General features: G+C 62.7%; 13 protein-coding genes. 4 read left to right on the top strand and 9 right to left on the bottom strand.

What is annotated here, in order from left to right:
- Positions 1–3: 3 nt before the first annotated feature.
- The 7 genes from AB0J95_RS23270 to AB0J95_RS23240 all read right to left on the bottom strand — a co-directional run bounded on the left by AB0J95_RS23270 (position 4) and on the right by AB0J95_RS23240 (position 19,696).
- Positions 4–1,584, bottom strand: a complete 1,581-nt coding sequence (locus tag AB0J95_RS23270; RefSeq protein ID WP_364761294.1) for a serine/threonine-protein kinase — start codon at positions 1,582–1,584, stop codon at positions 4–6.
- A 37-nt stretch (positions 1,585–1,621) separates the two neighbouring features.
- On the bottom strand, positions 1,622–2,395 hold the full coding sequence (gene drmC, locus AB0J95_RS23265) for a DISARM system phospholipase D-like protein DrmC (RefSeq protein ID WP_364761289.1): 774 nt from the start codon (positions 2,393–2,395) through the stop codon (positions 1,622–1,624).
- Positions 2,392–4,302 (bottom strand): DUF1998 domain-containing protein, encoded by a 1,911-nt coding sequence (locus AB0J95_RS23260; protein WP_364761286.1) that lies wholly within the window; start codon positions 4,300–4,302, stop codon positions 2,392–2,394. The genes drmC and AB0J95_RS23260 overlap by 4 nt, the downstream gene beginning before the upstream one ends.
- Positions 4,299–8,159, bottom strand: coding sequence for a DISARM system helicase DrmA (drmA, locus tag AB0J95_RS23255; protein WP_364761283.1), 3,861 nt, complete (start codon positions 8,157–8,159; stop codon positions 4,299–4,301). The genes AB0J95_RS23260 and drmA overlap by 4 nt, the downstream gene beginning before the upstream one ends.
- Before the next feature lie 52 nt (positions 8,160–8,211).
- Positions 8,212–12,273 (bottom strand): DNA methyltransferase, encoded by a 4,062-nt coding sequence (locus AB0J95_RS23250; protein WP_364761280.1) that lies wholly within the window; start codon positions 12,271–12,273, stop codon positions 8,212–8,214.
- The gene (gene drmD, locus AB0J95_RS23245) at positions 12,270–15,416 is read right to left on the bottom strand and encodes a DISARM system SNF2-like helicase DrmD (RefSeq protein WP_364761277.1); all 3,147 of its coding nucleotides are present in this window, start codon (positions 15,414–15,416) and stop codon (positions 12,270–12,272) included. Before drmD ends, AB0J95_RS23250 begins: the two co-directional genes overlap by 4 nt.
- A gap of 209 nt (positions 15,417–15,625) precedes the next feature.
- Positions 15,626–19,696, bottom strand: coding sequence for a type IIL restriction-modification enzyme MmeI (locus tag AB0J95_RS23240; RefSeq protein ID WP_364761274.1), 4,071 nt, complete (start codon positions 19,694–19,696; stop codon positions 15,626–15,628).
- Positions 19,697–20,289: 593 nt separating this feature from the next.
- On the opposite strand from AB0J95_RS23240, the gene AB0J95_RS23235 reads away from it, so the two are divergent.
- A complete protein-coding gene (locus AB0J95_RS23235) occupies positions 20,290–21,564 on the top strand; it encodes a PIN domain-containing protein (RefSeq protein ID WP_364761271.1) in 1,275 nt (424 codons plus the stop codon).
- 152 nt (positions 21,565–21,716) lie between these two features.
- On the opposite strand, the gene AB0J95_RS23230 is transcribed toward AB0J95_RS23235, so the two are convergent.
- Both AB0J95_RS23230 and AB0J95_RS23225 read right to left on the bottom strand, forming a co-directional pair.
- Positions 21,717–22,349 carry a 2'-5' RNA ligase family protein gene (locus AB0J95_RS23230; protein WP_364761268.1) on the bottom strand — a complete coding sequence of 211 codons (633 nt, stop codon included), beginning with the start codon at positions 22,347–22,349 and terminating at the stop codon, positions 21,717–21,719.
- Positions 22,350–22,361: 12 nt separating this feature from the next.
- Complete coding sequence (locus AB0J95_RS23225) at positions 22,362–23,678, bottom strand: hypothetical protein (RefSeq protein WP_364761265.1); 1,317 nt, start codon at positions 23,676–23,678, stop codon at positions 22,362–22,364.
- Between the two features lie 274 nt (positions 23,679–23,952).
- Between AB0J95_RS23225 and AB0J95_RS23220 the strand changes: the two genes are divergently transcribed.
- The 3 genes from AB0J95_RS23220 to AB0J95_RS23210 are packed head-to-tail and all read left to right on the top strand — an operon-like array spanning position 23,953 to position 25,882.
- Positions 23,953–24,351, top strand: coding sequence for a hypothetical protein (locus AB0J95_RS23220; RefSeq protein ID WP_364761263.1), 399 nt, complete (start codon positions 23,953–23,955; stop codon positions 24,349–24,351).
- A gap of 57 nt (positions 24,352–24,408) precedes the next feature.
- On the top strand, positions 24,409–25,656 hold the full coding sequence (gene fxlM, locus AB0J95_RS23215; protein ID WP_364761260.1) for a methyltransferase, FxLD system: 1,248 nt from the start codon (positions 24,409–24,411) through the stop codon (positions 25,654–25,656).
- Positions 25,657–25,714: 58 nt separating this feature from the next.
- Entirely contained in the window at positions 25,715–25,882 is a 168-nt protein-coding gene (locus AB0J95_RS23210; protein WP_364761257.1) for an FxLD family lanthipeptide, read from the top strand.
- Positions 25,883–25,897 lie beyond the last annotated feature (15 nt).

Here is a 25,897-nt window from a genome sequence, read left to right as displayed (position 1 = left end):
CTCCTACTGGTTGGTGTCGTCCGGCAATCCGGCGAGCAAGTCCTGGACCTTGGTCACCGCGGGGTGTTCGGCGCCATGGATCTGGAGAAGATCGTTGAGTAGCTTGCGAAGGGTCTTCTGGGCCGCGCTCCGCTGTCCCGCCCCGAGTTGGAGCAGGCCGATCTGCCTGCGCAGGTCGATGGTTCGCGAGTCGTACAGGCCGAATACGCGCTGTTGGTCGGCCAGTAGATTGTGCATCTCATTCAATGCATTGCGTGTGTCACCTAGCAAAGCCCGGCATGTGGCGTGGTGCAGTCGGCAGTGGAACACCACCTCCGTGTCTGATCCATCGCGTTCGCCGAGGTCTACGGCGAGCGAGTGGTAGACCGGGCTGGCAGCGCGGTAGTCACCGACCTCGAAGAGTACGGTCGCCCAGTCCAGCCGGAGATTCACCACCTCTGAATCCAGCGGCCCGAACGCCTCTGTGGCCGCGCGAACAGTCTCGGCCAGCAGTTCGGCTGCCTGGCTGCGCCGGTCCTTTCGGACCAACTCGTTCGCCTCGGCCCAGACGCGCGCTACGCGTTGCCTGGTCGCCGGATGCTCTGGTTGCGTTGTGCGATCTGGCTTTCGTGTATCCACGGAACGAGCTGCAGCCGATGGTTGCACGACATTTGAGCCAGTGACGTCGAAAACCCGGCTGACTGCTTGGGCGTACATGCGCACCGGGCGGGGCACAGAGGGCGGCTGTACGTTTGCCGGCAACAGGTCCACAGCGGTGATGAAGGGCAGCAGCAACTCATAGGTCTGGAGCGCGGAGTCTGGACGGTCCTCCGGTTTCTTCGCCAACAGGGCTCCGAGCAAGGTGTCCAGCTCAGCTGGGATGTCCGACCGGATCGATCGTGCGGATACCGGTGGGTCGTCGACCTGCTGGCGCATCACCGAGTAGGCCGTTGCACCGGTGAAGAGTTGCTGCCCAGTCAGCATTTCGTGCAGTGTGCAGCCGAGTGCGTACAGGTCTGTCCGTGGGCCGCTCATCGCGGCGAGCACCTGCTCAGGTGCCATGTATGCGGGGGTTCCGATGTTCTGCCCCAAGCGGGTGATCTGAGACATGTCCGCGAGGTCCAGCCCAACGGCCAGACCGAAGTCCAATACCTTGACCGTGCCATCCGGTTCCAGCATGAGGTTGCTGGGCTTGAGATCTCGATGGATCAGCGATGCCTGGTGCGCCACGACGAGGACCGCGCATGTCTGGGCAGCGATTGCCGCGCACCAACCGACGGGCAGCCGTTGGTGCCGCGCTAGCAGATCACTGATGCTCAAACCGTGGACGTATTCCATGACCAGATACGGGCGACCGTCGTCGGTGCCGACGTCGAACACAGCTGGGACGCCCGGATGCCGCAACCGCGCGGTGATCCGCGACTCTCGAACGAACCTTCGGATGAGCTCCTGGTCCGGTGCGCCTTCGGGGAAGCGGATGAACTTGACAGCAACTTCGCGGTCCAGCTTGGTGTCCCGTCCTGCCCACACCTCACCCATGCCGCCATGCGCGACGGGTAGCCGCTGCAGCTCGTATCGGTCATTGATCAACTTGCGTTGGGCCATAGGACCCTCCGAGATGGGGACTCGCATGGCGTGGCAGTCACGGCCCACCTCCGCCACTGACCGCCAACCGAGCCAGCACACCCTTGGACTTCAGCTCCACGATGTGCTCGGCGGCACGTGCAGGCGCGCTCCCACCGCGGATCAGTACGCCCGCCTCGATGTTCTTCTCGACACCGGACTGGGTGAGGTTCGCGCTGGAGACCAGCAGGACGCGCCGGTCGGCGACGGCGAGCTTGGCGTGCAACTTCGAACTGGACTCGGCGCGCCGCTCAACGGGCCAGTGCCACAATTGGAGCCCGCCGATGCCGGCGAAGGCTGCTGCGGGCTCGGCACCGGCGAGCGCACTTCCCGCACCCTGCAACGTCTCTACGACGACCGTGACTTGCACACCCCGCGCGATGGCCGATGCCAGCGCTTCTCGCAGCGGGTCGTGCCGCTTCGCCGAGTAGGTCATCATCAGCAATTCGCTGGTGGCCTCGGTGACCACCTGGATCAACGCTTGGGCGGTGGCGCGTACTGGCACCGAGTGGCTGCTTGGCCCACTCCACACCGTTTCGACGCTGACTGCGGTCGTCTGAAGCGCGCAGCCCGCGGCCAAACCGCGCAGGAACGCGGCAGACTGTGCGGGCGGTGTTCCGTCGCGTTCAAGTACGCGCAGGACCGGACGGGCGGCCTCGCCGAAACCGCGGCCCATCCCCGACAGCACCGCGTTTTCGGGCCAGCCCGCACTGATCCGGTCGGCGAGCGCGCGTAACCCTGCTGCACCCAGCGTGGGTGCCGCTGCGGTAGCAGCAGCCTCGAACGCCCTCATGGTGCTCCGGGGAAGAGCGCCAGCTCGGGCTCGTCCACGGGGACGACGAACCGCCGGTCAAGAAAGCGGTTTCCTCGTTCACAGGTCGTCTCGGACACGAACAGGCAGACGTGGCACGCGGCACCGTGCAGGAAGTCGGCTGGCGGCTGGGGCAGCCGCTCTGCACACAAAGGGTCAGACGAGCAGCGCAGGGCATCCTGCAAGGCCCGCCGGGTGAGCCGGACCAGTCGTTCCGGCTCAGCCTGCGAGACCAAGCCGCCGAGAGTGCCCTCGGCATCGGGGACGGCCGTGTAGATCAGGATTCCGCTGCGCGGATCGTCATCGGTACCTGCATATATGCGCTCGGACAGGCTGGCAGAGCTGTAGCCGCATTCCAGCGCGATGGTGCGAATCAGCAAGTGTGACACCGTGTGCAGGGCGATGTAGCGCTCTCCGGGCCAGTGCATCATCGGATCGAACGGACCCTGCACTCGATCTGAATACCGGTTCTTGCGGAACTGTGCGTAGGCGTCCCGGTGCTTGTGCATGGCGTCTGTGTCGCTCACCCGCTCGACCCAGCGGTTCAGCAGGTTGTCGGGAAGCCGGAGGAAGATCCCTTCACCACGCACCTCGCTGCTGGGAACCCAACTTGGGTGGTCTCTAGACAGTGGTGCGACGGTGATTAGGTCGGGGTCGTCAGGATCCGGCGCATCGAGACGTGTGAAACCTACGAGGGCACGGACTTCCCGCAGCCGCTCGACCTGGATGACATCCTCGAAGTATCCCTTTAGCGGCAAAGGCACGCCTTCTATCGCGCGGTACAGGGTGAAGTCATCGTTCGGCTCGCTCCACTCCGCAGCGGTGAACGCTTGCCATTCAGCCGTGCGCAGGTCCGGATACCCCATGTCAGGTTCTTGCTCGGTCTTCTCCTTAGCGGAGCGGACGCGTTGGACTGATTCTTCGATCTGGTCGTCGCTCCACTTGCCGAGCAGGCGGAACGCAGCCACTTGCTCCCGCGCGTACATATACATCCCTCTTGGCAACGGGGAGATAGCGCCCCAGTGCTTCTCAACCAGGGTGTCCAGCTCACTGCCTGAACTGGCAGGTACCGAGAGGGCGGACAGTGTCTGTGCGAACCACTGGTTGGATGCGCCGGTCACCAGCACCTTCGGAGGTAGCGGCGAGCTGCATCCGCTTGTCTCAAACGTCCCGAGGTGTGGATGGCGGGCCCGGCAACGAGGCAGGTTCTGCTCGCCTCGCTGCCCCATGGCTTCGCGCATGTTGCGCTGCTGCCCGCAACTGATGCAGCGGATCTGAACGTTTGCCCCGAGGTTGCCGCCGCGATCGTCCATCTGCATACGTGGCTGAGGCGCCTTCGGGCAGGCATCGCCGCGGTGCACGAACTCCCGGTACGGGAAGTCGTCCAGGTGCCCAGCCGTGCACGCCAGCACGAACCGAGCGGGTACGGCGAGAGGGCGCCGGCCGGATTTCTTTCTAGTGCAGCTGTCGTGGAAGAACCGGGCGTCGTGTGGCCGCCGTGCCTTGTCGTTCTCGAAACAGAAAATCTGTGAATCGACGGCGGCGAGTTCGTTGCACGCCGTGCAGCGCAGCCACGCCGGGAATGGCATGGTCGGCACTCCAACGCGGGATGCAGGCCCGGCAGGGTCGCTGTCGATGCCGTCCAGCCACGGTGCGGGCAGCAACTCATTGACCCTCATGCCCGCGATGGCACGTACCGCGCCGAGCAGGCGAGGCTCGTCGATTGGGCCCCAGTCCTCCCGACCCTTCACCGGATCGAAGTTCCAGTCGTCTAGGCCACGGATCAGCACGGAGAAGTTCGGCATGTCGACCAGTGCGCCCACGCCACTGGTGAACATCAAGTGGCTGGGACGTACTGAGCCAACGCGGCGGCGGTGGTGTGCGCTCATCGGCCGCTCCTGGTTCTCACTGGCTCGCTCCACGCTGTCTCGCCAAACTCGTCACCAGAATCATGATCGTCGGAGTCCGAAATGGAGTCGGGTGGTGCAAATGTCCACTCTGGAGCGCCATATATGGGCGCGTAGAGTTCCTCACCACCAGGAACGAGCAGGTTGATCTCGTTCTCGGTCTCGCGCATCGATCGTCCGACAGTGGTTTCCTGCCATGCTCCCTCGCTCGGCGCACGCAGCAGCGGGGTGAGCAGTTGTTGCTTGGTGACTTGCTTCTCATAGCCAAGCTGTGTGGAGCCGACTTTTCGTTGCTTCCATACGTCGATGAGCCTGGCGAGTCGCTCGCTGAGGTAGTCGCGGCCGCGCTCGCCATACACGGTCTCAGCGCGAGCGAGCATTCGATCGATGATGCGTCGCACAAGCGGCCCGTCCAGATCGACCTGTTGGGCATCTCGGTTGCGTGAGTTCGATTCCACCGCGTTGCGCACGGCGGCGATGAAGGTTGCAGCCGTGCCTTTGTCCAGCGCACGACGCGTGTAAGGCGTCACCGACAATGCCTCGACCTGCCGGTAGAACGTCGCGTGATAATGCTCGAAGTCCTCGTAGTGCGCGAGATCCCGCGGCCGGGTCCAGTTGTACAGCATCACCACCAACCCCGGACGGCGGGAGTCACGGCCGACGCGGGATGACGCCTGGATGTATTCGGCGGTGTTCTTAGGCTGACCAGTCACCACCATCAGACCGAACCGGGAAACGTCGACACCGACCTGCAGCATTGATGTCGCTAGGACGGTGTCGGCAGGCGTTCGGCCGCTCTTGTTCCGCCCGGCGGCACGATCGGCCAGCCGATGTTCCTTCAGCCGGCTTGCGCTGTGCAGCGACTTGCCTCGATTGGCGTCGAGCACTTCACGCCAGTTGTCGGCGATGGCGCGGCGCCGAGCCGAAGTGTCCAACTCAGGGTCGAAGCCGATCTCGAGGTGTTTGAGCACGTCACTGATCTCGCCCGAGGAAATTCGAGAGGTCAGCTCCTGGATCGTGAGCATCGAGGCCGCGCCGATCAGACGGTTGGAGATATCCCGGATCCAGCCGTGCCTGCGAACGCGGGTGGTGACGTCGTCGTCGAGGTAGCGGCGCATACCAGCGAGCTCGCGGGTGGCATTGAAGTAGCCGACGACCGTCATGTACGGGTCAGCCGGCTCGCCGTAGGTGTCGAACACAGTCTGCCCTGCCAGCAGCAGGATCTCCGCGAGCCGGATCTCGGCAGACTTCAGCCGCACGCCGTGGGCACAGAGACCGAGGTAACGGCGGCCTGGATTCTTTTCGGTCACCGGAACCTGACGGGAGAAGAATGTGTTGGCCACGTCGGTGACCTGTGGCGGGAAGATTGCCAGGTCGCGGGCGAAGATGCCGCGAACCTGCTCTGCCGCCCGCTTGGTAGTAGCGGTGGACGCCACGATCTTCGGTGCGGCCCGAATGCCGGAAGGCGTGGTCCAGGTGCACAACTCGTCCACAGCAGCCTCGAACAGGCCCACGGTGGTACCGAGCGAGCCGGAGATGAGGTGCAGCTCGTCCTGGATGATCAGATCCGGTGGGCGGAGCTGGACGATCGGCTGGCTAGTGACGGCAGGGTGTTTGGCCTTTTTGTTGTGCTTGCTCCGACAGTCGACCTTGGGGTCTAGATCCTCGTGTCGGAACCCGTGCCGTGGGCAGTACTGATGCACGCGGCCGAACAGCATGCCTGCGTAGCCCTTCCACGGAAGCTGTGCAAGTTTGTCCACCGTCGCGATCACCAGGCTGGGCGCGTAGCGGTAGATCTCCTCGTCCACCGTGAAGATCGGCAGCCCTTCGGCGGACTGCGTTCGTGAGAATGGGCATGCCTGTGCGCCCTCGGCATTGGGGCAATAGAGATAGATGCGGTGGGCGTCGGCGTCGGTATGCATGTCACGATGCGCCAGTAGCGCGGCACCGCACCACGGGCAGGACAGGGTCTGCAGCACGTTCACCCGGATGCGGCCGCCAGCCTCGCGAGCTTCGGCGACTTGTCCAGCAGCTTGCTCGTACCAGTTGGGCGAGACACCGCCGCCAACCCACAAACCGATGCGGAATGGCTCACGACCCCAGGTGATCTCGTCTTCTCGCCGTAGCACCTCGGCCGCGCACACCAACGTCGCCGCGCGCTGGAATTGCTGCGCGGTAAGCAAACGCAAGGTGTAGCGCATGAGTACCGCAACGCCTGCCGCGCCGTTGCGGGACTGTTCCCCGGTGCCCACGATGCCTTGCAGGCGGCGGATAGCGAAGGTGAATGCGGTCAGGCCGAGATAGGCCTCGGTCTTGCCGCCTCCGGTAGGGAAGAACAGCAGGTCAACGATCGCGTTGCTGCTAGCAGCGCGCTCAGGGTGGTCAGGATCGGCCAGCGACGGCAGGTTCAGCAGCACGAACGCCAACTGGAATGGCCGCCACGACGCAGAGGCGGCACCGCGAGCCTCTACCTTTGCCTTCGCCTCGGCGTAACTGATGTCGGGATTTTCGCGCAGGCGCCCGATCTCGGTATGCCGACGCTGGGCGGCCATGGCCTGATTGGCGAACTGGAACGCTCGCAGCGCGTCAGCATGTCCCCTTGTCGTCGGGTCGGTGAGCAGCGTTATGCCTGCTCGAATGCGCTCGCATGCTCGGCGCGCGGTGAACACAGCCGACTCGGCGGTTGATCGCAGGCTCTCGGGCAGCTCGCCGATCTCGGCTTCACGCTTATCGAGCCAGGCGGCATATCCGTTGGCGAGTGGTGCGAGGCCAGCTCGCAAGTCCTCCGGCCTTGCGCTGGCGAGCGCATCCATGGAGAGCTCGGTGCCGGCCAGCCCGGTGCTGGAACCGCTGGGCGCTACAGTGGCTGCCACGTTATAGACCGGCAGCCACGTTGTCTCCAGCTTGTGCGCTCGGCGAGAGTTGGTCTCGACGTGCACGTGGACGGCGACATTGTGCCCGGTCGCGTATTTCAGCTGATTGCGATAGAGCAGTCGCAGGTGCGCTTCCTCTGTGTCCTCAATAGACTGCTCGCTGTCCAGCGGATCATCAATGGGATGGAAAATCGGGCTCTGCCCGTCCATGGCGAGGACGGTGAGCTTGGCCTGAAACAGCCATGCCGTGTCGACGTAGGAATCTGGCGCAACTTGCGCATTGACGAGCGTCACCTCAACGGTGCGCTTGCCCCCGCGATCGCGGACCGACACCGCCAGTTGCACGCCCGGCTCGTCGACGGTCGCCGCGGTTAGTGGGATACGGGTGTCAGGCCGATCAGTGAGTCGAACCTCCAGCGTGTGCGACACGGGCTCACGCGCCCATACAGTGCGCTTGTTGCCGTCGTCATCGGTGCTGTCACGCTTGCCGTACGAACCCCATTCGGCGGTGACTGCTACGACGTCGGTTTCACCGTCCACGCAACACGATAGGCCCATCGAGGACGCCCAGATCCGCCCCAAGTTTTGCGGCGTCAATACTTCGGGGAGGTCGCTATCGGCGCCCTCACCCTGCACACCGGACTCCGTGTCTACCACAGAGTCTGCAGCCTTCCGGATGTCACGTGGCTCATGTTTCGGCCCAAGCATGCCCACGAGGTACCGGTCGCGCGGACCACTGGCGCGTGGCCGAAACTCCTCGCGCTCGTCACCCCACGGCCCAAGTAGGTCACGCTCGACTAGCTCCTGGAACTGGTCCCGGACTTGATACGAGCTAACCTCCGGAAACGTCTGTGGCCTATCCAGTACAGCGAACGTGTCTGGCCGTTCGGGTTCTTTGGACGCGGTTACGTCCAGCGCGGCTTGCTCGCCGTTCGGGTTGGGAAATAGAGCATCGCTGTCCGTCATGACGGCCCCTGTCCAGGGTAGAGGCGTGATCGCAGTTCAGGGTGGCCGAGCATCAGAACAGCGTTCCTTCTTCGGTTGCCTTGCGCCTTTTCTTGTCGTGCAAGCCTTTGGTCAATTCCTTGGCGTAGCTCTCGTGGTTCAGCTCCAACAAGCTGTCGAGGATCTCTTGCTGCGCAGCCGGGCCAATCGTGTATCGGGTCTCGCGTCCAACCTTATGGAACCCGTGGTTCAGCCCGCCGACCTTCTCGATACGATTCTCCCAATGGTAAGCGCGAATAGTAGCCTCGTCGATCTCTCGATGAATCCGCCGCAGCTCTTCGATGTCAGTGTCACGACAATCCGGCTCGAACACCAGGTTGTAGGTCTTCGTCAAACCCGAATCCCGCGACAGCATCACATCCCGCCGAAACTTGTCGAGCGCATCACCCAATTCCCGAAGCTCCCGGTTCAACTCCGGCATCGCAAACGTCTCAAACACATCCGACGGTGAGTAGTTGATGTCCGTCTTCATCGTTGAACTGCGACGAACAGTCCACCAGTAATGAGGGGCGCTTGACAGCAATGCCAGCATGGCCGTGTCATCGGTCGCAAATACTGCAAGCTTGTGGGCGAAAACCTGGCCAGTCGACACCATTACCGGCATCATAGTCTTGCTTATCAATGTGAGTACAATAACCCGAGTAAGCCCGGCAATGGATCGATATAGGTCGACCGTTGGACGCTTGTATTGCCACCAATTCCTGCGAACTTGTTCATTATTGTTCTGGCTGCGCTCCGGCTTTACAAATCGAACAACATGGTCGAAGCAGTCAGAATATTCCTGTGCGCGACACATTGGCCAATCGTGGAAGTTTATTATCCATCTACTGGCGCTACAGCGCGGCGAGGAATTGGCGTCCTCTCCGTTGAGATATGGAAACAACACCTCCCTGTTGCGGCTATCGCGCTGGATCATATCCTGCGCCTGGCTGGGTTTCATCGTGAATCCCATGCCGAGTACGTATGTGCCGTATATCGCGATTCCCTTGCTCGCCCTAAGCTGATGCGGCGTACCAGTTGTACGTGATACTGGATCCAGGCTAGAAGTAATTCCAGAGACTCGTTGTCCATCTAGGTATTTCGCGGAGTCGATCGAGACAACCGATCGGCTTGCGCAAATAACGCAGAACTCGAGTGTTGCACTCCTTGATGGCCAAGGCTTGGACTTGATGGCGAGACGTATGGTTATGCCAGCTGACACGAGCTGATCCAGGGCTACCATTCGTGTGTCACCTTGAGCTAGCGTGTTGGTTGCAATGATTCCGCTCTGCCCGTGTGAGCTTATGAGATTGTGGACCCGAATGGCGAAGTATGCAATAAGGTCCGCATTTCCCTTGACTCCCCTGGCGATCGCTTGCATTAGGTATTCGCGATAGGATGATCCGCTCGAACCGCTTATCTTCGATCCGCCGAGAAAGGGTGGGTTTCCGATTACAGCATCGAATCCGCCTTGTTCGAAGACCTCTGGAAATACGAGCGGCCAGTGCAAGGTCTCTCGGCGGAAAGCCCCGACGGGCAGGTCGCTATCCAGCCACTCGCGTACCTTCTCGTGCACCTCTGCCTCGACGATGCTGAGGCGCTTGGCGTAGTCGGCGGCGAGGATAGAGCCGTCGCGCAGGCCACGCTCCCCTCGGCTCGCGTGCGCCAACGCCGCACCGACGACAAGATCGGCGAAGACACGCGCACGAGCGGTCATGTGCCCGGATCTGTCGAGAAGTTTGCGCTTGCGGGCGAGGCCGTCCAGAGTAGACCCATCGATGTCGGCGAGTCCGCGGCGTAGGTTCGCGACTTCCGACAAAAGTGCTCGGATCTTGTCCGTTTCGTCGAACAGTGTTGCCTCGTGGATCTCGCGGCCCTTCTTCGGGTCCAAGTGCAGGTACGCGAGCTGGTCGAGCGAGGTGATGCCGAGCAGTGAGTCGCCCGTTACGAGGCGGTCGTCTAGGAATGTGAATGGACGGTTGGGGTCCATGGACACCAGCCATAGCGACAGCTTGGCCATCTCTACAGCCATCTCGTTGATGTCTGCGCCGTAGAGGCAGTGCTCAATGATCTGCCGACGAGCCTCGATCACCACCGGGTCCACGTCGGTGTCGCCGGGCGGCTCGGCTGACGTGTACTCGCTGGCCCGTGGGTCGCCTTCCTCGGTCCAGGCTTCGATGAGCTTGCCGCCGAGGTAGCGGGACGCCGCAACCAGGAAGGCGGCTGAGCCCATGGCGATGTCGGCGACCTTGAGCGACAGAATGTCCTTGCTGGACTTCAGCTTCCACTGACTCTTATCCGCTGTCTGAAGTGGACCTGGCTCGTATACCACCGGTTCAAGGGCCCCCTCGACGACCTCCTCGGCGAGGTCCCGAGGTGTGTAGTGGGTGCCGGTGTTCTTGCGCAGCGGCGAATCGGTCACGTACAACTGACCGGGCATGATCACAACCGGTAGCTCGCGCAGGTCCTGACGGATCACGCCGTAGAACGACAGCAGCCGGTCGGTAAGTGTGGCATCACCCCCACAGGCGGCAAGCAGTTTGCGTCGGGCTTCCTCTTTGTCGTTGCCAGCCAGCGGTTTGAGTGCCCTCTCCAAGCCCTTGGCCGAGCCGATTTTGTGGTCCTTGTACGCCTCGGCTATGGCCTTGGCCAGCGTGGGGACATCGGCACAGCGAGCGGTGAAGCCCTCCAGCTCACGCAGGTTGACCTCCTTTTCCTCACCGGCCTTGCCGATGAGGCCGACGACCACCTCGTCTGCACGGAAGCCGTCGTAGGAGAGCAAGCCCTCGTAGACGTAGCCGATCTGCTCGACGTCCAGCTCGCGGAACGACAGCTTCCGCCGCTCCTTGCTCTTGCCGCTGCCGATCTCGACGTACTGCACCGCACGCAGCATGTGCAACACGGTGCGGTCGTCGATGGTGCTCGGCAGCCACGGGAACCGCATGGGGTCGAACAGCGATCCGTCGTGCGGGTGCATCGTGAGCCGGGGGTGCTCGACGCCGCAGTAGACCGCGTCGAACAGGGCGAGCAGCCTGTTCCAGTACTGCGAGCTGTGCTCGAGGTCGTCCTCACTGCCTTCGCGCACCTGCTGTTCCAGCAAGGCACACAGGCGGCCGGCGGAGTACGAGTTGGTGTACAGCTCGTTGTCGGCGGGAAGCAGGCCGCGCTCTTCGGCGAAGAGCGCGAAGACGATGCGCATCATTACCGAGACCGCACCACGGTACACGTCGTGTGCGTCCTCGTAGGACAGTCCAGGCTCACCGCGCGCCTGGAGCGTGGTGTCTGCGCGTCCGATCGCGGCAACTAGCAGTTCGACGGCCTGGCGCACTTGCACGCCGAGGGCCTCGGTGATCTCCTCCTGCGAATCCTCGCTGTCCTTCAACAGGTTGACGAGCTTCTCGTTGTCGGGCACCCCAAAGAATCGCTCACGGCGCAACAGCGACAGGAATGCGCGTACGACGTATTCCTCGGCCTTCTCTGGCCAGGAGACCGCGTCGAACGTGGCGGTGGTGGTGACCTTGCTGCGCGGCGCCCACACCATGGTCCACCAGCGTCCGTCGGTGGCGAGGCCGAGTTCTACCTCATGGTGGCGGCACAACCGTGCCAAGCGGTCCGCAGGCGTGGCCGCCCATGACTCGCCGCTGATCCGCGCGGTCGGCGATGAGCCTGGTGGGCACAACAATCCCAGCAGTTCAGTGGTGCCCGGCTTGGCGTCCTCACCAGGCCGAACCAAAGCGAAGTCGGGCACCACACGGGCGTCGTGCTCGGCCACATCCATAGAGAGGGCGTCCAGGTCGGATATGTCGTTCCAAACCAGGGCGGGTTCGGGGCCGCTCGTCCAGCCGAGCAGGTCACCGAGCACGTACTCGACCCACAACCGCTGACCGCTAACGGGGTCAGCCAGCCAGTTGGCGTGCGCTGACCGCAACGCGGGTTTGTTCTCCAAGGCATCCAGGGCTGGCCAGGCGTTGCGCAACACGGGCATGGACAGGAATGGACCGCTGACCTCGATCAGGTTCAGCCAGTCCCGGTGCTGCTCGGCGCTGTCCGGGGCGTGTGAGCGGCGACGTCCGCGGCCAATCGACTGGGAGTTCATCGGGTGGCCTCCCGCTTCGGCACGACGAACACAACAGCGACCGGGAATCGATGCGGTTCCTGCTGGCTGTAGCGAGCGGTGATCGCGTGAAGCTCACGGTCACGTTCGTCCGACAGACTGTCTAGGCGTTGTTGCCACATCTGCCGATCCCGTCGGTACTGGGTGAGTTCCTCGGCCGACTTGGCGTCTATCTCCCTGAACAGAACGCCTTCCTCGTCTTCTTCGGTCAGTTTCGCGCGCAAGGTGGCAGAGAACTGGTCGATGACATGGTTGATGCGAGCGCGCTCTTCCTGCTCCCGCTGGGCTAGTCGATTCTTCAGCGACTCGAGCCGAGTTTTGGTGCGCCAGTCGATCGCGTTGACCAGACCTTCAGAAATGCGCGGCCAGCGTGCGGCGACGCGCCGCCATACCGGATCGGACGCCGGTGTCCCGGAGGTGAGCGCTCGATCCAATATGCCGCCCAGAGTGGTCAGGTTCTCCAGCCTTCGGAAGCGGCCAGTCTCTGGCGCCCAGCCGCCCGCATACAGCACTTCTTCATGCAGTCGCACGCCGTCCGCGCCGACCAACACGAATCGAGAGTAGGCACCGACCAGCACGTCCTCCAGCGCTGGGTCGTCGCTCACCACGGCCGTGACGCGGCGCAGGCCGACGTCGTCGTTGGACACCGCCGCTCGCAGCAGTCGGGTGGACATAGCAACCAGCGGATGGTTGAGGTGAGCGAGCACGACGTCGTCACGGCCACGCGCCACCTCCTGATCGAACGTCACCGGTAGTTGGCGGGGTTCGACGTGGCGCTTGCGCCTGCTGTCCTGGCTCGTGCCCTGGAACTTCTCGAACAACCCGTCACTCGCGCGAACCCATGAACCTGTCAGCGTCGGCACGTCGTAAAGCCCCTCGGCGAAGTGTTTCTCGTCCAGGTGTGAACGCAGCGGTTGCTGTCTGGCGAGATTTAGTGCCGTGTCTACTACGCGCTTCACCCGGGTCGGCGTGATGCCCAGCTCGCGAACCGTATCGTCGAGATGAGCACGCAGTCTTCGCACCTGGTCGCGCACGTTCGACTCTGCCGCCAGCTTCTGTGCGGTTTGGCCTGCGGCGTCAACATCGACCGTGGGTGGCAGGCCGAGCATTCGCCGCTGTACCTCGGCTGCGAGCACAGCGTTCACTGACCCGAGGTCTGCCTCCATGTCTGAGACCTTCTTCGCGACCCGGGAGAGGAACTCCAGGTCCGCCTCGTAAGTGCCAACCGCGCCCTCCCAGCCTGTGCCGACGAAGTGGCGGATGTCCGGGGTCTCGGTTTGGCCGTAGCGGTCGATGCGGCCGATGCGTTGCTCCAGCTTGTTCGGATTGAACGGGATGTCGTAGTTCACCAGCCGGTGGCAGTGCCGTTGCAGGTCGATGCCTTCGCTGGCGGCGTCCGTAGCGAGCAGGATGCGCACGGGGTGCTCGGTGGGGTGCTTCTGAAATGCGAGACGCAGCTGCTCGCGGTTGTCTGGGCTGATGCCGCCATGCAGCTCTGCCAGCCGGTCACCGGCCAGGCCTTCCTGCCGCAGCAGGTTGGCCAGCCACAGCTGGGTATCGCGATACTCGGTAAACACCACCACGCGCTCGTTTGTCCAGCGCTTGCCGTCCGGCCGGCACACCGCTGTCAGGTACTTGATCAGTTCTCGTGCCTTGGCGTCAGGCTCCGCTTCATGCGCCAGAGCCCACTCGCTCATGCTCTGCAGCAGGGAGACCTCGTCATCGTCAGCATCCGGCTGCATCGGACGGGCGCGGTCGAGAGCATCGTCCTCCGCTTCCGCCAGCCGTTCATCGTCGTATGTGGCGATGTCGTCGAAGAAGTCTTCCATCCATTCCGGAATGTCGTCCTCCGCCGACGCGGGAGCGCCGCCTCTGTTGCGCAGCGTTGTCAGATACACGTCGATTGTGTGTGCCAGGGCGGCAGGGCTGGAGAACAAGCGCTTCTTCAATAGCAGCGTCACTAGGTCGGTGGCCTTCTGCCCGCGACGGGTGGTGAGCTTCTTACGGCGGAGTGCCGCGAACCGGGTGAGCACACTGTGGATCTCGCGCTCGGACTCCGGATAGAGCACCGAAATGGCACTGGCCTTCCGCTGCGCGAACCGCGGATTGCCATCCGCGTCCGTGATGTCCGCCTTGAGCCGGCGCACCACGGTCTCGGCAACCGCTTCCTTGCCAGGTTCGACCCCGCGAGCGAAGCGCTGGTCGTCCAGCATCTCCAGCAAAGCGGTGAAGGAGGCCTGGTAGCCGTTATGCGGCGTGGCAGAGACGAACAGCCGGTGAGTGAAGTGCGGTGCGAGCCTGCGCATCAACTTGGTCTGCTGAGAGTCCACGGCGTAGACCTGTTTGGGCGCAGCTGGGGCGACGTGGTGGGCCTCATCGAGGATGAGCAGGTCGAATGCGCGAGGGTAAGAAGGGCCGTCGGCTGGCAATACCTCGTCCAAGAGACGCTGGGCCTTGGCGCCGCGCAGCCATGGCAGGCTGATGATGGTGCGTGGATAGACGTTGAACGGGTTGGCTGCGCTGCCGAAGTCACGACGGACCTGCGCGCACCGCTCTGAGTCGATGATGGTGAAATCCAGGCCGAACTTCTCGGCCATCTCGTCCTGCCACTTCGTGACGAGTCCAGCCGGGCACACAACCATGATTCGCTGGGTGCGGTGGCGGAGCAGCAGCTCCTGAGCAACCAGGCCGGCCTCGATGGTCTTGCCGAGACCGACGTCATCAGCGAGCAGCAGGTTCACACGCGGTGCCGCGACCGCCCTGGCCAGCGGCTCCAGTTGGTAGTCCTCGATCGCCACGCCCGAGCGGTATGGGGCCTGGAGAGTGCGGGTATCGGCGGATGTCACTGCGGACCAACGCACGGCGTCGAGGAACGCCGCCAGCTGTTCTGGAGGGTCGAAGCCCTGCTCAGTGACTTCGGGCAACGACCCACTGGGCAGAACTTGGCGACCGGGCTCGACCTCCCAGATCACATCGAGCGTGTCGCCGAACCGACCGTCCTCCACGCTCTGTAGTGATACCAGCGTGTTGCCGCCGGTCGCGTCGATTTCGCTGATCACCCACTTGTGCCCACGTATCGAGACCAGAGAACCAGTTTTGAGTTCCGTCGTCGCCGCGTCGGCCATGCACACCCCTGCCCGTAATCACCAGTGACTCTGCGTCAAGTTACGCTGGGCGCTTTGCAAGGTCGAGAGCGCTCGCCAAGATCACTGACATGGTCCTGGCAAGCCCTCTCCCCGCATGGCACCTGCTCAGTCGTGTCGTGGGCGTAGGTGTTGGGCGTAACAGATCGGCGGAAAATGTCGCGCAAAGGAGACATCGAGACCTGCGTATGTCACTCGTTCGTGTCGTCGAGTCCCAGCTCCAGTTCCTCCTGCACCTCAGATTGGCGCTTGCCAGTACGGCGGCTCTTGATGTGAAGACCGCGGGCGACCTCATCGGCGTAGCGCTCGTGATTGAGCTCGAGCAGGCTGTCCAGGAGTTCACGCTGCGCGGCTGGTCCGATCGTGTACCGGGTCTCCCGGCCCGCGAGGTGGAAGCCGTGGTCGAGCCCGCCCACGGCATCGATGCGCTCTTGCCAGCCGTAGGCACGAATGGTGGCCTCATCAATATCTCGATGGATGCGGCGCAGTACCGCGATGTCGCTGTCGCTGCAGTGAGGATCGAACACCAGGTTGTAGGTCTTAGTGAGCCCAGCTTGCCGACCATCCATCACTTGTCGACGGTACGAGTCCAGCTCCTGGCCGAGTTGTCGTAGCTCATCGTTGAGAGGAGGTAGCGGCAGTGTTTCGAAAACGTCAGAAGGTGTGTAGCGAAGATCTGCTTTCATCGACGATGCTCGAGACTTAACCCACCAGTAGTGGACGGAGCTGGAAAGAAACGAGAGTACGGCGGTGTCCTCTGTGGCGAACACGACTACAGCCTCCGAGATCACCTGACCCGCAGGCACCATCGCGGGAATTACTGTCTTACTTACGCGCGTGATTACGATAATTCGTTGGAGATTGGCGACAGCGCGCAGCATCTGAGGCGCCCGTTCGGCATACTGCCACCACCGGTCGCGCCTAGCTTTCCGATTATTGTGATCACGTTCAGGCTTCACTAGACGAACAACCTGATCGTAACATTCGGGGTAACGTTTGGCGCGTTCTAGTGGCCAGTCATGGAAGTTGATCACCCATCGGCTCGGTGCGAAGTTCGGATGGGAGTTGAGGTCTTGGCCATTCAAATATGAGAATAGCACGTCGGTGTTTCGTGGATTGTTGTTGATAAGGGCTTCGGCCTCATCTGGATGCATGGTGAAGCCAAGGCCTAAGACGTATGAGCCTATGAACGCGACACCTCGATTCGCGTCCAGTCGTTCTGCCGTGCCGGAAACTCGTGCTGGCGGGTCGAGAGATGCGGTCATACCTCGGCCGGTGAGAACCTTGAGCGGGGTCGCCCAAACGACGCAGCATTCTAGAGCTGCGCTCTTTGATGGCCACGGCATGGTTTTGATGGCGTCATAGATGATGATGCCGCCTGCCAGAAGCTGATCGAGACCGACCTGCCTGGTATCACCTTGTGCGAGGGTGTTCGTGGCCACCAGACCGATTGCGCCATCCTGTCTGACCAACTTGGCAGCGCGCAGTACAAAGTACGCAATAAGGTCGGCGCTGCCACGGACGCCATCCGCCAATCCGTGCACCAAGTACTCACGATAAGCGGTGCCGAGGGTTCCGGTGAGCTTCTGGCCGCCCAAGTACGGCCAGTTCCCTATGACACCGTCAAAGCCACCATGCCGGAAGACCTCGGGGAACTCCAGCGGCCAATGGAAGGGGCGTCGCTCGAACCACTCTGACGGCTGGTCAGTTTGGAGCCACTGGCGCGCCTTCCTGGATGCGGGTTCCACGAGGCCATCACGAGTCGCATCGGTTGCAAATTTGGCTGCTGTCACCGACCCATGATCCAACCCACGTACTCCATAGGCAGCGTTCGCCAGCGCGGAACCGGTCAGTAGATCGGCTACCATGCGCAACTGTGCGACGTTCTGTTCAATTTCGGCGAGCAGTTTTCGCTTTTCTGCGAGACCTGCGAGCGGGTCGACGTCCACGGAGATCTCCGTGATTCGCAGGCGGTCGTCGGCCAGCTTTTCGAGGAGAGCCTGGCCTGGAGCCGTCCACTGGAACAGGTCTGAGTGGATAGTCTGCCCTCGGATCGGGTCCAGATGCATATGCCACAGTTGCTCCTCGGAGGTAATGCCAAGCAGTGAGTCACCAGCCTTGAGGCGGTCGTCGAGGAACGTGAAGGGCAGCTCAGGATCCAGGGAGATTAACCACAGAGAGACCTTTGTGATTTCCACGGCCGCAGGGTTGATGTCCACCCCGTAGAGGCACCGTTCGATGACCTGTCGCCGAGCTCGGATAACGACTGGGTCGTCATCCACTTCGCCGGTAACTCGCGAGATCTGCGACAGGAGCGCAGCTTCATCGCCATCGTAAATCCACGATTCGACTAGCCGATCGGCGAGGTAGTGAGCTGCCGAGACGAGGAATGCCCCAGATCCCATAGCGACGTCCGCGACTTTGAGGGCGAGGATCTCGTTCGGTTTCTTCAGCTGCCACTTCGACCTATTGGAAGTCTGCAGTGGACCTGGGGAGTAAACAAGAGGTTCGAGTGCGCGGACGACGACCTGCTCGGCGAGTTGTCGAGGCGTGTAGTGCGTCCCGGTATTCTTGCGCAACGGAGATTCGGTGACGAACAGTTCGCCAGGCAGGATGACGAAGGGTAGTTGTCGCAGGTCGTGGCGAATGAGTTGGAAGAACGGGAGCAGCCGGTCTGCGAGGCTGACGTCACCGCGAACTGTTGAGAGCAAGTTCTTGTGTACCTCTAAACGGCTCACGGCAGTGAAACCGTTCAGTTTCTTCGTTAGGGACCCTGCAGAGCCGATTCCGGAGGATTTGTACTTTTCCGCCAGTGAGTGTGCCAATGCTGACATATTCGGGCTCCGTGCGGCGAGGTCTTCGAGCTCGCGCAGCGGTACCTCTGCCTCTGCGCCTTCCTTGCCGATCAGCCCAACGGTGACTTCCTCAGCGCGGAAACCGTCGTATGCTAGCAACCCCTCGTAAACATACCCGATCTGCTCGACGTTCAGCTCGCGGAAAGAGAGCTTGCGCCGTTCTCGCGACTTTCCAGTTCCGGTCTCCACGTATTGCACCGCGCGGAGTATGTGCAGGACTGTCCGGTCGTCGATGGTGCGGGGAAACCATGGATAGGTCGTAGTGTCGAACAACGAGCCGTCGTGCGGATACATCGACAGTCGATGGTGGTCGACGCCGTAGTACACGGCCTCGAAGAGGGCAAGCAGTCGATGCCAGGCGGCATAGCTATGTTCGAGGTCGTCCTCGCTGGTTTCAAGTGCCTGTCGTTCGAGCTCAGCACAAAGGCGCCCAGCCGAATATGCGGTTGCATAGAGTTCGTTGTCTGCCGGTAGGAGTCCGCGTTCCTCCGCGAAGAGCAGGAATACGATCCGCATCATCGTCGACACGGCACCGCGATAGATCTCGGCAGCGTCGACGTGGACAAGCCCGTCCTCGCCGCGTTGCCGCTGGACGGTGTCAGCTCGACCAATCGCCGCGACTAGCAGTTCGACCGCCTGCCGAACCTGGACGCCCAGGGCCTCAGTTAGGTCTTCCTGGGTGCTCTTACTGCTTTCCAGAAGGGCAACCAGCTTTTCGTCATCCGGTACGGCAAAGAATCGGTGTCGGCCGAGCAACGAGATGAATGCTCGAACGACCAACCGCTCAGCGGAGTCGGGCCAGCCGATGGCATCGAACGTTGCCGTTGTGGTAACACCATTTCGAGGAGCCCGGACCAATGTCCACAAGCGCCCGTCCGTCACCAGACCCAGTTGGATACCGTGGTGTCGGCAGAGACGTGCTACGCGGTCGGCGGGTGAAGCCGCCCAGGTGTCGCCCGGGATCCGCTTCGTGGGATGAACGCCTGGTGTGATGGTCATGCCGAGTACGTGGGTGCTGGTGGGCTTGACGTCACCGCCAGGTGAGATTAGGACGAACGATGGAGTCAGCCGCGTGTCATGTTCGGCTACCTCGAGTGAAAAATTGGCGAGAACGTCGTTGTCGTTCCACGCCAGCTCGTCGCCCCAACCGACCAGCTCACGAAGGACAAAGTTAAGCCACGCGCTCTGGTAGTTATCTGGAGCGCTCTGCCATTGCGTGTGTGCGATTCGCAGCGCCTGCCGCGCGGGTTTGTCGAGCGAGTCGAGAGTTGGCCACACAGTGCGCAGCACCGGCAGAGCCAAGAAGGGGCCTTCGACGTCAATCAGGCTTAGCCAATCCCTGTGCTGCTGCACCGAGTCGGAGGCGCCGATACGTCGACGCTCGCGGGAATATGCCGCTGCTCCCACGAGCATCACCTCGCACTTGGACGAGATTTCTCTGCATTTGCATGCCGTTTGCTCTGCAGTCCATTTTTGATCATTGTGGCGTTCTGATATAGGTCCATAGGAGTGAATGGCGGCGCGGCCACTCGAATGGCGTAATAACACCCATGTAGTTCGTTGATTGTGAACGTTGGCAACAGGGCCGATCGCTGGCGTTGATCGCCTGGCGGTAACAACCCGGGGCCTGCTCATGGCTGACCTTGATCGGACTTAGTTGCGGCTCGACTACCCGCTCGGCTAGTTGATCAGCCGCTTGTCCAGCCTGTCCAGGCCTCGGAGCTGCAGGCTTGCAGGGGCATTGTCGCTGTTACTCATACAACGCATGATCTCGGTCTCCGAAGTCGCGCTTCCAAGATCAGGAGTCGTGCCGATCGGCTCACAGTCCCGGTGGATGTTCGTTAACTGGCGAAAAGGAGCTGCCGTCGCACCTGACCTGCAGCCCAAATCGACGCGTAACATCCAAGCCCTCCCGCATCGATAGCGATAGCAAGACCTGCTTGCTGCGCGCGAAGAGAGTAAGACTTTTCGGTGTTTCTATGGATCGGAGAGGATCACGGATGAGCGAGCATGAAGCCTTGAACGGCGGCATTTACGACGCCTTTCCGGGCTACCGCTTGCCATCTGACGGTGAAATCGATACCGCGCTGCGGTCGGCGCTTGTGGTTGTTGACACCAATGTCCTGCTTAACCTGTATCGATATAATGAATCTACCCGGGATGATCTCCTGGGAGTGCTGAGCAGTCTGGAAGACAGGCTATGGGCGCCACATCAAGTCATCAGAGAGTTCTGGCGCAATCGCCTTAGCGTCCTCGCAAGCCGAGACACCGCTGCCGGGCAGGTGCTCGACGCACTCGCCAAACAGCATCGGGCAGCCGAAGCAGCGATCGTGCAATGGGCGAAAGCCACTGCCATCGATATGTCTGGGCAAGAGGCGCTGTTGGCTAAGGTAAGTCAGCTCCATGAAGACCTCGAAGCCGCGATCAATTCTCATACCCCCGCCTCGTCGAGTGCGAGTGCCGGTAGTCGCGCCGAACCGGTGCTAGTGAGGCTCGAAAAACTCTTCCAAAATAGAGTTGGGCCGGCGCTTGATTCTGCTGAATGGCAGGAAGCTGTGAATGAGGGGAATCGCCGGGCTGTGAATAAGGAACCGCCAGGCTACCTCGACGCCGAAAAGGTGAACTCCGACCTTGCAGAGAAGGCTGCAGGCGACTATCTGGTGTGGTATCAGACTGTCAAAGAGGCTTCCCGTCGTGGTACGGACGTGCTGTTCGTGACCGGCGATGAGAAGGAAGACTGGTGGTGGCGGTACCGCTCGGAGTTTCTCGGTCCAAGGAGCGAGCTGGTTGAGGAACTCAAGACGAGCTGCGGGCGCCAGTTGTACATGGTGCGGCCTATTGACCTGTTGAAACGAGCCTCCGCACTTGCGGTCACCGTACGCGTGGAGTCAGTCGAGGATGTCGCCAGGGTCAGTCGACGGGAGAGCGAGGAACATCCGGCTTGGACTGAGGCAGGGGTCGCCGCCCTCCTCGAAGCCCTTGAGACTGAAGGGCGAGAACAAGCCGATGTTATCCGGGCCGCAGCTCAAGCTGGCGGTACGATCGATCGCGATGCGATCTATGCAATCAGCGACTATGACGATGACCGTATGTTGCGAGGATTCACGCGACCCACAGCTCGCATAACACGTGACCTTCAAGCGGCTGGCCTCGTGGCCAACGGAGTTGATGCGGCACTAACTCCTATATACCACGGTGGTGTCAAAGCACTAGCATTTCGCATTCCTCCGGAAATGGTGAGCATCCTGGCCGACGATGAGCCTCTGCGTGGCTAAGGACGTGTCTCACGTAAATTTGCCCAGGGCTGCCACGATCTATGGCCGTGCTCGATGAGCTGTCTGTGGCGTGCGTCTGGCGCGTTGTGGCACCGGCCATGTTTTTCTCAGTTTCTTGGCTTACCAGACGACGACAGACTCGTGCTCGACTATCACGACTTGGAGCCTATGCGGACAGTCGCGACTTCTGTCCATTCGTAAGCCTTGTTGTCCCGGTTCAAGTCGATCAGTGATACGGCCGACACGGTAACCTCGGCGGTGTGTTTCCCGTGCGCGGCAAGCGATGTTGTGACGGGCTCGGCTGGACCGGGGCTATTCGAGTAGCCGAGTGAGACGTGTGCACGCCACCCGTCGGCAGGCTCAGGGACGTTCTCCGCACCCCACACCTCGCCGATCGCGTCGCGGATCGCTCTCCGGACACGGGCAAGCGGTTCGATCGGGCGAACCGGCATCTGGATCGTCTCCGGGTCCACGTGAGCTGGCCCGATCGTTACCGTGAAGGGCTCCAACTGTGCGCACCGTTTCTGTGCCGCGGAAATGATTCGATCCACGTCGCTTCGGTCGACCTCGTCGGTGAATCCGATGCCTTGCATCGTCAAGTGCAGCCAGCCCAACGGAACCGGGTCGAGCGTCGGCAACTGGCTGAGCGCGGGCGCATAAGCATCGACCAACTCTGCAGCTGCAGGTTGATCCGCAAAGGTGATGTGCCAGGTGTAGAACGATCGGCCCACCTTCCAACCGGGACGCCACCACCAGTGGTCCCGCATCAGTCCCAGTTGCGACACTGAACCTCCTGTTCAGCTGGTCAGTTCGGCGACGACAGGGTGCCGAGCGAACTCGCGGATTCCGTCCCCTATCTGCGTTGCGAGCGGCTCGGCGGTGTATCCGGCGGCTGCCTTACGTACCTCCGCGAGGCGATGCAGCAACGGTCTCACTCGGTGCTCCGGCGCGGTCGCCAGTACGGGAGCCAAGGCGTCGGCCGCGCCTTCCAGTTCGCCGAGCGCGAGCCGGGCTCGAACCTGCTGGAGCCGCACCATGCGTTCAGATCCGGGGTTCCGCCGGTCGTCGGGGCTGGCCTCGAACCGCGCGACGGCACGATCCGCGTGATCGGCAGTGACACCCGGTTCGCCAAGAGCCAACGCGGCGTCTGACCAGAAGCCTTCAGCGCGTTCTACACGACAGGTGAACGGTCCAGCGAGGTCGTCAGCATGACCGTCCTGCACTTCAGCGGTTCGTTGAGCGGTTACCAGCGCGTCACGTGCCTGCTTGGCTCTGCCAGTCCGGGCGAGGTCGAGGGCGTAGGCGCTGGCCAGGAACGTGGCCGCGGTGCCGGTGGCGTAGGTCAGTCCGTCGGCGGCGTACTGGGCGGCGCGCTCGAAGTCGTCCTGCCAGAACGAGGCCGTGTGCTGCGTGGCGCGAACCCAGGCACGCAGGCCATTGTGGTCGGCGTTCTCGGCGCATGCCCACGCTGTGCGTGCGTGGGTCTCGGCGATATCTGGCCGGCCCAAGTCGACCGTCATCCATGCGAGCAGCGTGAGGGACCATCCGGCCGCCGCGTACAGCTCGCGGGCCTGTGTAGGCCGTTGACGGCCGTCGAGGAGCGTGAATGCCCGGTCGCGCAGGGCGCGGGTGCGGGCGAACAAGGGCAGTGTGGGGACCTTCAGGTAGGTGGTGGCGATCTGGCGCACGTCGGCGTGCAACTGCTCCACGGTCATGTCGCCGACGTTCGTGGCCTCGACTCGCGCAAGCAGTTCGCTTGACTCATCGGCCGCGTCCATGAGCACCACCTCGACATCCGTGCGCGATGTTCTGCACTGTGGCCTGTTCATCCGCGCCGGCATCTCTGTGCCGGGTTGTGCGAATCCCAGTGCCGCGTCGTCAACCGCGCGCAGGACGTGGCGCAAGGCGGCCCTGTAGTGCGCATTCGGCCAGCGGACGGCGCCGCGTTCGTATCGGGCGATCGTGTGGGCGTCCAGGTCATACCGCTGACCCGTGGACTGCCATAGCCAGGCGTTGACGGCCTCGGCCAACTCCCGGCGAGACATCGGTTCGCCTGGCAAAGTCCGAGAGGCCGTGCGTTCACGAGCTTCTTGCAACAGGTCATTGCGCTGCACGCGTCACCTCCCGGCAGGTGCGCAAAGTCTAACGGCGCTGGCACTGCATGATGATCGATCTGTCCGGGGGTGCCCTCACATGCCCTGCGATGCCCTGTGATCTGCCCTCCGCGTGTCAGCGGTCTGGGCCGACTCTTGATCACATGACGCCCTGGCCCCGATCGACGGTCGAACGTTTCCCGACATACGACCAGCCGCGCCTCCTCCGACAGGGTTGCCCGGCCCGCGCCTCGGGGGCAGGGCGTCTCCAGGCGACCGGTGTCTGGTGCACGGCGTGATCGTCGCGATGGACTCGAATCTGTTGGACGAATGGCTCGAAGAGCTTCGACGCCGCCGATGGACACATCATTACTTCCCCGATCGTCAGGCCCCAAAGGTGCACGCCTCCTTCTTCGTCTGGGGCAGCGGCATCGTCGACGTCATCGCGATCTTCGACGCTGGCACCGCGTTGGCCTACAGGGCGCCACTTCCGCAGGGTGGCGACCCGTTCGACCCACTTCGGGTTACCTGGGCCTTCGCGGGCGAACCGGTCTGGGCGATCCGCGGTGTCTTGGCGCTTCCGGAGCCAGGTGGGCACGGGGAGCCTGTATTTGTCCAGACGCCGCCACCACTGTGCGCGGGTCTCGCTGAGCTGGCCGGGCAGAACCGTGTGATCAGGCCACCGACGAATTGACCCTGGCCGGCCGCATGCCTCCGCATGCCCAGAACCATCTACTGAGAAAGTGACTGAGTGAACACACTACGAGACAACGACGCGGCGATATCCGAGCGTGCAGACGCACTGCGGGCGGCGATGGTCGAGGACATGCGCAGTCACGGCGACTTCGACTCTGACCAGGTCGGCCGGGCATTTGCCACGGTGCCGCGAGAAGGATTTGCGCCGGGCGCGCCGCTGGAGCAGGTCTACAACCGCGACGATGTAGTGATCACCAAGCGTGACGAGAACGGCCTGGCGCTGAGCTCGGTATCCGCGCCGCGGATTCAGGCATTGATGCTGGAGCAGACGGATCTCCGCCTCGGGATGCGCGTTCTGGAGATCGGCTCCGGCGGGTACAACGCGGCGCTGATCGCTGAGCTGGTCGGACCGGACGGCGAGGTCACCACGGTCGACATCGACGAGTTCGTGGTCGATCGCGCGAAGGAGTACCTGACCGAGACCGGGTATCCGCAGGTCCGAGTGTTGCAGGTTGATGCGGAGGGTGGCGTACCCGAGCACGCGCCGTTCGATCGCATCATCGTCACTGCTGGAGCCTGGGACATCCCGCCCGCGTGGACCGACCAGCTCGCCGAGGACGGGCTGCTCGTCGTGCCGCTGCGCCTGCGCGGCCTGACCCGGTCCTTCGCTTTCGCCCGCAAGGAGAACCGGCTCGTCGCCGCCAACTATCGGCTGTGCGGGTTCGTCCCGATGCAGGGAGCCGGAGCCAACGCCGAGCAGTTGGTGCTCCTGCATGGTGAGGACGTCGGGCTGCGCGTTGACGACGACCGACCGGTGAATGCCGAGGGCCTGCGCGCCGCACTGACCTCACCACGGGTAGAGCACTCCTCGGGGGTCGAGGTCGGTGGGTTCGAACCCTTCGACGACCTGGACCTGTGGCTGGCCACCGCGTTGGACGACTTCGGGCTGCTTGTGGCGAAGCCCGCCGCGCTGGAGGCCGGTCTGGTGGAGCGCTCCGCCCGCATGGGTGCCAAGACAGCACTGGCGGGCGGCAGCTTCGCCTACCGGGCCTCGCAGGCGACCTCGGAGAACCGCACGGCGTTCGAGTTCGTCGTTTACGGCCACGGCCCGGACGCCGACCGGATCGCGGGCGAGTACGTCGAGCTGATCCGCGAGTGGGACCGCTCGCACCGGCGCGGGCCCGGCGCACGGGTCGAAGTCTTCCCGGCCGCGACCCCGGACGCGGAGATTCCCGAAGGTCGCCTGATCGAGAAAAAGCACACGCGCGTCCTGATCTCCTGGCCGCACCCGACATCGTCCTGACAACGCGCGCCAGATCGTCCCATCCGGAGATCCACTCAGCCTGCAAAGGAGAATCGCAATGACGGTCCAGCTGGACACACCGACCCCGGCCGCTGCGCCGGACACGGACTTCGACCTCGACATCAGCATCGTCGCGTCCGGGCCAGTGGTGGCTGACCTGATGCGCAACACCGACGACAACTGCGGCTCGTCCTGCCAGAGCGCCTGTTCGAACAGCACCTGCTGACGCCGCGTGCGCTGA

The sequence above is a fragment of the Actinocrispum sp. NPDC049592 genome, from assembly GCF_040675465.1.
Classification (GTDB): domain Bacteria; phylum Actinomycetota; class Actinomycetes; order Mycobacteriales; family Pseudonocardiaceae; genus Kibdelosporangium.
Note: the sequence above shows the minus strand (reverse complement) of the source record. Positions and strands in the feature narration are given on the sequence as shown.

Bases quoted from the DNA above. Each gene is read 5' to 3' on its own strand.
- AB0J95_RS23260 (WP_364761286.1), bottom strand. From the start codon at position 4,302: ATGAGCGCACACCACCGCCGCCGCGTTGGCTCAGTACGTCCCAGCCAC.
- AB0J95_RS23235 (WP_364761271.1), top strand. From the start codon at position 20,290: ATGAGCGAGCATGAAGCCTTGAACGGCGGCATTTACGACGCCTTTCCG.
- AB0J95_RS23270 (WP_364761294.1), bottom strand. From the start codon at position 1,584: ATGGCCCAACGCAAGTTGATCAATGACCGATACGAGCTGCAGCGGCTA.
- drmD (WP_364761277.1), bottom strand. From the start codon at position 15,416: ATGGCCGACGCGGCGACGACGGAACTCAAAACTGGTTCTCTGGTCTCG.
- drmA (WP_364761283.1), bottom strand. From the start codon at position 8,159: ATGACGGACAGCGATGCTCTATTTCCCAACCCGAACGGCGAGCAAGCC.
- AB0J95_RS23250 (WP_364761280.1), bottom strand. From the start codon at position 12,273: ATGAACTCCCAGTCGATTGGCCGCGGACGTCGCCGCTCACACGCCCCG.
- AB0J95_RS23210 (WP_364761257.1), top strand. From the start codon at position 25,715: ATGACGGTCCAGCTGGACACACCGACCCCGGCCGCTGCGCCGGACACG.
- drmC (WP_364761289.1), bottom strand. From the start codon at position 2,395: ATGAGGGCGTTCGAGGCTGCTGCTACCGCAGCGGCACCCACGCTGGGT.